At 57.9% G+C, this 4,972-nt stretch carries 4 protein-coding genes; all 4 read right to left on the bottom strand.

Translation table 11 applies throughout. The annotated features are described in order from the left end of the window. Positions 1-694: IS256 family transposase (locus tag E4K65_RS46315; RefSeq protein ID WP_135179715.1), on the bottom strand; the 694-nt coding region annotated here is incomplete at its 3' end. 181 nt (positions 695-875) lie between these two features. Beyond that, the gene (locus E4K65_RS46310; protein WP_135179714.1) at positions 876-2,186 is read right to left on the bottom strand and encodes an alpha/beta hydrolase family protein; all 1,311 of its coding nucleotides are present in this window, start codon (positions 2,184-2,186) and stop codon (positions 876-878) included. 351 nt (positions 2,187-2,537) lie between these two features. Further along, complete coding sequence (locus E4K65_RS46305; RefSeq protein ID WP_135179713.1) at positions 2,538-3,803, bottom strand: Glu/Leu/Phe/Val family dehydrogenase; 1,266 nt, start codon at positions 3,801-3,803, stop codon at positions 2,538-2,540. A gap of 391 nt (positions 3,804-4,194) precedes the next feature. Beyond that, positions 4,195-4,972: cyclodeaminase (locus E4K65_RS46300; RefSeq protein ID WP_135179712.1), on the bottom strand; the 778-nt coding region annotated here is incomplete at its 5' end.

The following is a 4,972-nucleotide window of genomic DNA, read 5'->3' as shown; positions in this document are numbered from 1 at the left end:
TCCCCTCATGGGCGTCGGAGACGACGAGCTTGACGCCGCGCAGGCCGCGCCGCGCGAGCTTGCGCAGGAACGCGGTCCAGAACGTCTCCGCTTCGGAGGGGCCGACATCCATCCCAAGCACTTCTCTGCGGCCGTCACTGTTGACCCCGACTGCGACGATCACCGCAACCGACACGATGCGACCCTGCTGGCGCACCTTCACGTAGGTGGCGTCGATCCACAAATACGGCCAGTCGCCCTCGATCGGCCTAGCGAGGAAGGCCTTCACCTTGTCATCGATCTCGCCGCACAGCCGCGACACCTGGCTCTTGGAGATACCGGTCATCCCCATGGCCTGCACCAGATCGTCGACCGAGCGGGTCGAGACGCCCTGCACGTAGGCTTCCTGAACCACGGCCGTGAGCGCCTTCTCGGCCATCCGCCGCGGTTCGAGGAAGCCGGGGAAGTAGGAGCCCTTGCGCAGCTTGGGAATGCGCAGCTCCACGGTGCCGGCCCGGGTCTCCCAGCTCCGATCGCGGTAGCCGTTGCGTTGGACCAGGCGCTCCTGGTTCTTCTCGCCGTAAGTCGCCCCGGTCAGGCCCTCGACCTCCAGCTCCATCAGCCGGTGGGCCGCAAAGCCGATCATCTCGCGCAACAGATCGGCATCAGGGGTCTTCTCCACGAGCGCGCGCAGGTTCATCATGTCGTCGGTCATCGGTGGTCCCTCGAATCAGGTTGGTGTCGCAATCCAAACCTTACCGACGAATCATCGGCGACCACCCGCAAAGCCGCTCGCTCGCTACGGCGCTATGTGGGGCGCGCGTCGCGAGCGGCTTCGCTACCAGCTACACCACTCCTTGGGACACGACCTTTCATCAGCCGCAACATCGACGGTATTAACGAAGTTTTGCTTGGTTGAAGCCGACACTATTGCGTATCAGCTTGTGTTCTAACCATCCGAAGATGCAATCGTCGGAAGCTACGAAATTTTCGATCTCCCTCGTTGGGATACGCGCCATCCGCGGCATGGCCAAATCCAGATCAATGCACGCCGCCCAGCAGTCAGCTTGTAGTTTGATCGCTTCTGACACACTGACGGCACCGCGGCCATCGGCGACCACGAGAATTGGGCATCTCAACTGTCGCACTATTCGCGAACGGCGCGCCGATGTTATCTCCTCCTCTGCCACGTGTGCAGTGCGCGTCATCCAGCGGACAGACGCCTGAAGTCGCGACCAATTCCAAAGGCCGCCATCGCAAACCGCCGAGGCAACACGGCGATCAGATACGGCAAAATCGGTAGCTAGAACAGCCGACAACCCGTCTCCATAGACGCCAACCCGAGTGGCATCAACGTCGGGCCGAGCCGATAAGTAATCCAAACAACAAGACAATAACATTTCCGATTGATGACGCCATTGATTTGAGACGTCGTCATGAGAGACAACGAGAACCGACACACCGCGACCAATCACTACCGGCAAGAGCCTTCCGAGCAGCGTCGGTCCCGTTTCCTGTTCCTGGCTGATGCAAATGACTGCTGGGGCGCATAAATCGGGACGGCTGGCCGATACGAAGTGGGCTAGAAATTCGGGCCATTCGCAGCAGGCAATCGGTACCCGCTCTACCTTCTGCGTCAGAGATAATCTCAACCTATGAATGCCGGCCTCCACCTTAGCCGAAACTTCTCCACATCGAGCATCGCCTTGTTCAACCAGTCGCCTGGCAACCTCAAAGGCGGTTAGCGCGCAGAGCCAAGCATCTGTCGCCCGATCGAAAGCCCCCTTTTTGATCTTCAGGTCACCATCGAGAGCGTGAGCATCTCCGATGTTTATCCATCTGGCCACCCAGTTCTGCTGATCTACGGCCCCGCAGAATTCCTCAAGATTGTCCAGGAACACCGCGGCCGCTCGTCGTGTGGACGCAAGATCGCCCGTCACCTGCAGCCAAGCAGTAGGCTTCATCCATTTCGCCCCTTGGTGCGGATTCTTAGGATCCGCCCAGCGTTTGCCAAATAAATTAGTCGCTTGCGGAGAGATCACCAGGAGATCTTCGGCTTGCCCAACGAGTCCAAATGCTACAGTGCGCCTAAAGCGGAAATTCCCTAATGTAGGGCATCGCATGGATGAAATTCTGCTTTCATTTGAAGGATGCGCAGCTTTTTCATGCGGGCGCACATCGATGCCAACGCCGATGATGGCTCTCAACCCGGTTTAAGCCGCGTTCCTGCGGCAAATGAGCGGACAACAAGTCCCGAGTTCCCGAGCGCCCTCGATCCTTTTCAATTCGACGCTGAGATCTCTCAGCATGTAGCGCGCGGACAAGGGTCCCTCAGCGCCGCGAGAGGATCGTCAGCGCTACTTCCCTGTTGAAGTAGCCCAAGAGCTGCTCGGATGGGTTACGGACACGGCCCGGCTTGTCCCCATCCCCGTCCCTCCGTCGAGGCATGACAAAACTGAGAGCCCACACGCGATTATCACCCGAGACCATCATGCCTCATCACGTTAGCTGCGCGCCTTCTCCGTTCACGTTGAAAGGCTAAACGCATCTCGGCGAAGTTACGGAAAAAGACCTCTGGTCCGCTTAGCCGCTTGTACGACGCTAACGCCAATCGCCATGGCCGCCGTACGATGAGAAATTCGTTCGTGTTTCGCGCGAGCTATCGTCTGCTGAAACGAGCGTTCGAGAATTCGATAGAGTCGATCGAACACCTCAGTCTCCTCCCAGAATAGCCGTTGCAGATCCTGCACCCATTCGAAATAGCTGACGATGACCCCCCCTGCATTGCAGAGAATATCGGGCAACACAAAGATTTCATCGGCTCGTTGATGCAGTATGGCATCAGCTTCCGGCGTTGTTGGACCATTGGCGCCCTCGGCTAGAATCCGACATTTGACTTTGGAGGCATTCTCGCTCGTAATAACTCGCTCGATCGCAGCCGGTACGAGCACATCGCATTTTCGGACCAACAACTCCGAAGCCGCAATGAGGCTCTCAGCAGAGAATCCCGCAAGCTGTCCATGTTTACCAACATGACGCTGTAACTCGGCAACGTCGAGACCAGCAGGATCGTAGTATGCGGCGGTGTGATCACTGACCCCGATGATTCTCACGCCCCTTTCCGCGAGCGAGTACGCTGTGACTGATCCGACGTTTCCGAAACCCTGGACAATCGCCGTCGCGCGGTCCGCACGAATCCCAAGGTGCTCGAGCGCGCGACCGACGAGATAAGCTACTCCCCGACCAGTGGCTTCGCGGCGGCCAAGCGTCCCTCCGGCCGATATGGGCTTTCCGGTGACGATCTCGTTGATCGTGTGTCCCTGATACATGGAATAGGTATCCATGAACCAGGCCATGACTTGCTCGTTAGTGCCCATATCGGGAGCCATAACGTCGGTGTGAGGACCGACGAAAGGAATCATCTCTTGCATATAGCGTCGGGACAGCCCTTCGAGTTCGCGCGGTGACAACTTGTAAGGATCGACCGTAATCCCTCCTTTTGCTCCACCATAGGGAAGTCCCGCTAGAGCACATTTCCAACTCATCCAAATAGCTAAGGCGGCGATTTCGCCAATATCCACCGATGGCGCGAACCGCGTTCCGCCCTTAGTTGGTCCAAGAGTAAGGTGGTGTTGCACCCGGTAACCCTGGTAGACCTCGATCCGACCATCGTCCCGATGGATCGGGCACGATACAGCCATTGCGCGCTTTGGATAGAGTAGCCGGTCCCTGTCCATATCCGGAATCTCAAGGTGATCGGCAACTTGCGCGAATTGCTGTTTGGCCATGTCGAAAACAGGACCGCTATAGATTGCTGTGTTCATGCGTCACGTCATCCGTGTGCGAAGCCGATCGAATGGCTCAGGTCAGGTAGAGGAAAATGGCCACCCTCTAAGGGGCGGCCAGTGAACGTCCGTCGCGGGAGAGGATTCACGACGATCAGAAGACAACGCGCGCCGATGTCGTCAAACTCTAAATCCATCGTCGCCGCAGCCAGGAGGTATGTTCGATTTCGAATACAGGTCAGCGAATGTAAGCCTGGGCGTTGAGGCAAAAGCGCGTCGGGATGCCATTTCTGATTTTAGTGCCGCAAGCCTTCGCACGTATTCTGTTCGCGGGAATGCCTGGAGACGTTTGCTGATCTCATTGTCTTAACTCTGTTCAATTTTTTTGTGCTCGAGCTCGGCAACAATGCGAGTTCGACTCGCGAGTTGCTCAGCTCTCGAACTCCGTGCCGGCCCTTGCAGCCTCCGCTCGTGCGAAGGCAAGCGTTGCGATCGCGGTGTCCTGGATACCGGTGCCGGTGAGATCAGCGATGGTGATCTGGGTATTGCTTGCGCGTCCAGTCTTCGACCCGGCAATGATCTCCCCAAGTTCTGGAAAGCTTGCGTCGCAGGCGACTGCACCGGCAGCAATGGCATGATGGAGTTCACCTAGACGCCGCGTCTGGCTGAGACTGTCGGCGACGTAGAGATCGGCACGAGAGATCGCGGCGGGGTCGATTTCATTCTTGTGTTCGGCATCCGATCCCATCGCGGTCACGTGTTGTCCGGGCTCTAGCCATTCCGCACTCAGGAGCGGTTGCTGGGCAGGCGTGGTCGTGACAATGACGTGCGAGCCAGCCACGGTTCTTTTCGGTTCCGCATATGCCTTTACGGAAAAGCCCAGCTGCTTAGAGAGCTCCTGCGCGACGGTTTCGGCCTTGGAGGTATCGCGCGCCCAGATTCGCGCTTCACGGATCGGCCGGACGAGCGCCAAAGCTTGCAACTGCAACTTTGCTTGCATCCCCGCACCCAGGATTGCAGCCACGAAAGCATCCTTGCGGGCGAGATACTTCGCTGCTACTGCACCAGCGGCGGCCGTACGCACGTCGGTCAAATAGCCGTTGTCCAGTAACAGCGCTTGTACCAGACCGGTTTTGCTTGAAAGCAGCACCATCATGCCGTTGGTGCTCGGCAGTCCAATCTTGGGGTTGTCAAAAAAGCCAGGGCTT

Source organism: Bradyrhizobium niftali (genome assembly GCF_004571025.1).
Classification (GTDB): Bacteria; Pseudomonadota; Alphaproteobacteria; order Rhizobiales; family Xanthobacteraceae; genus Bradyrhizobium; species Bradyrhizobium niftali.
Note: the sequence above shows the minus strand (reverse complement) of the source record. Positions and strands in the feature narration are given on the sequence as shown.

Bases quoted from the DNA above. Each gene is read 5' to 3' on its own strand.
- E4K65_RS46305 (WP_135179713.1), bottom strand. From the start codon at position 3,803: ATGAACACAGCAATCTATAGCGGTCCTGTTTTCGACATGGCCAAACAG.